At 70.4% G+C, this 1899-nt stretch carries 1 protein-coding gene; it reads right to left on the bottom strand.

What is annotated here, in order from left to right; all coding sequences use genetic code 11:
- Positions 1-44: 44 nt before the first annotated feature.
- Complete coding sequence (locus tag Q0066_RS00695) at positions 45-1841, bottom strand: glycoside hydrolase family 15 protein (protein WP_298129064.1); 1797 nt, start codon at positions 1839-1841, stop codon at positions 45-47.
- Positions 1842-1899 lie beyond the last annotated feature (58 nt).

The raw sequence follows: 1899 nt of genomic DNA, 5'->3' as shown, positions 1-1899 counted from the left end.
CCGCCAGAGGGGTCTCGACCAGCTCGACCGACGATGATCGGGGCTCAGCGCGGCTGGCGTCCGGACCCGCACAGCGCGTCTGCGGCGCGGACCAGCGCCAGATGCGAGAAGGCCTGCGGGAAGTTGCCGACCTGCTGGTTCCCGACCGGGTCGTACTCCTCGGACAGCAGGCCGAGGTCGTTGGCGAACGAACTCAGTCGGCCCATCAGCGCTTCGGCGTCCGCAGTGCGTCCGGTGGTGGCGTACTGCTCGACCAGCCAGAACGAGCAGGCCAGGAACGGGTGTTCACCGCCGGGTAGCCCGTCCACGCCGGTGTCGGTGCGGTAGCGCAGCACCAGGCCGTCGCGGATCAGGGTCTGTTCGATCCGCTGCACGGTGGCCAGCATGCGTGGATCGTCGGGTGCGCAGTAGCCCACCTGCGGCAGCAACAGCAGCGACGCGTCCACCTCGTCGGTGCCGTAGTACTGGACGAAGTGGCCGTTCGAGACCCCCCGGCTGTCGATCTCGTCGCGGGCCCGCTGCCGCAACTCACGCCAACGCTCCACCGGACCGGCCAGCCCATGCTGCTCCACCGCCCGGACGGCACGGTCGAACGTCGCCCACATCATCACCCGCGAATGGGTGAAGTGCCGCGGCTCGCCACGGATCTCCCAAATGCCGTTGTCGGGCCGCTCGAACTGCTCGGCCGCGTACTGCACCAGGTGCTTCTCCAACGGCCAGGAGAACGCCGACTCGGTCAACCCGGCCTCGCGCCCGGCGGAGAGCGTGACGATCACCTCGCCGACCACGTCCGCCTGATACTGCAGTGCCGCGCCGTTGCCGATCCGGACCGGACGCGACCCCGCGTAACCGCCCAACTGCGGCAACTCGCGCTCGGGCAGGTTCCGTTCGCCGGCCAGCCCGTACATGATCTGCAGGTCGGCCGGGTCGCCGGCCACCGCGCGCAGCAGCCAGGTGCGCCAATGCTCGGCCAACTTGAGGAATCCGTGCGCCAGCAACGCCTCCAGGGTCAGCGCGGCGTCGCGCAGCCAGACGAACCGGTAGTCCCAGTTCCGCACCCCGCCGATGTCCTCGGGCAATGACGTGGTGGCCGCGGCGGCGATGCCGCCGGTGTCGTGGTTGGTGAGCGCCCGCAGCACCAGCAGCGACCGCACCACCTGGGGCCGATACTCGCCCTGGTGCTCGATCCGGTCGGCCCAGGACTGCCACCAGTGCCGGGTCTCGCTGAGTGCCCGGTCGACGTCCAGCGGCCCGGGGGTGGGCCGGAACGACGGGAACCAGGTCAGGGTGAGATCGACCTGCTGCCCGGCAGAGACCCGGACGCTGCCGTGGTGCTGATGCCCCTCGGGGTGCAGCCGGACGCCGCGCAGCGCCACCGCGTCCGGGCCGGCCATCGCGATCAGCTCGGGATCGGCTTTGCTGCCGGTCTGCCGCACCCAGGGCAGGGCGCGGGCGTAGTCGAAGCGGAGCCGCAGGTCGACGTCGAAGTCGACCGTGCCGGAGATGCCGACCACCCGGCGAACCAGGTCCGTCCGGTCGATCGCTGCCTGCTGATCGGAGCCGACCGGCATGAAGTCGTGTACCTCGGCGACCCCGGTCGGCGTCTCCCATCGGGTCACCAGAACGAACGTGTCGCCGTCGTAGCGGCGCTCGGTCCACGCGTCGGTCTCGGACGGCCGCAGCCGCCAGCTGCCGTCGTCGGTGTCCCCGAGCAGGGCCGCGAACACCGAGGCCGAGTCCAGCCGCGGCAGACACAGCCACTCCACGTCACCCTCGCGGGAGACCAGTGCCGCCGTCCGGCAGTTGCTGAGCAATGCAAGGTCTTCGATCGGAGTTGCCACCACTCGATCTTGGCACCCCGCTCGAGAGTCGAGTGGTACGCGGGGACGGTTCTTTTCG

The organism is Micropruina sp. (genome assembly GCF_027492755.1).
In the GTDB taxonomy this organism is placed as follows: domain Bacteria; phylum Actinomycetota; class Actinomycetes; order Propionibacteriales; family Propionibacteriaceae; genus Micropruina.
Note: the sequence above shows the minus strand (reverse complement) of the source record. Positions and strands in the feature narration are given on the sequence as shown.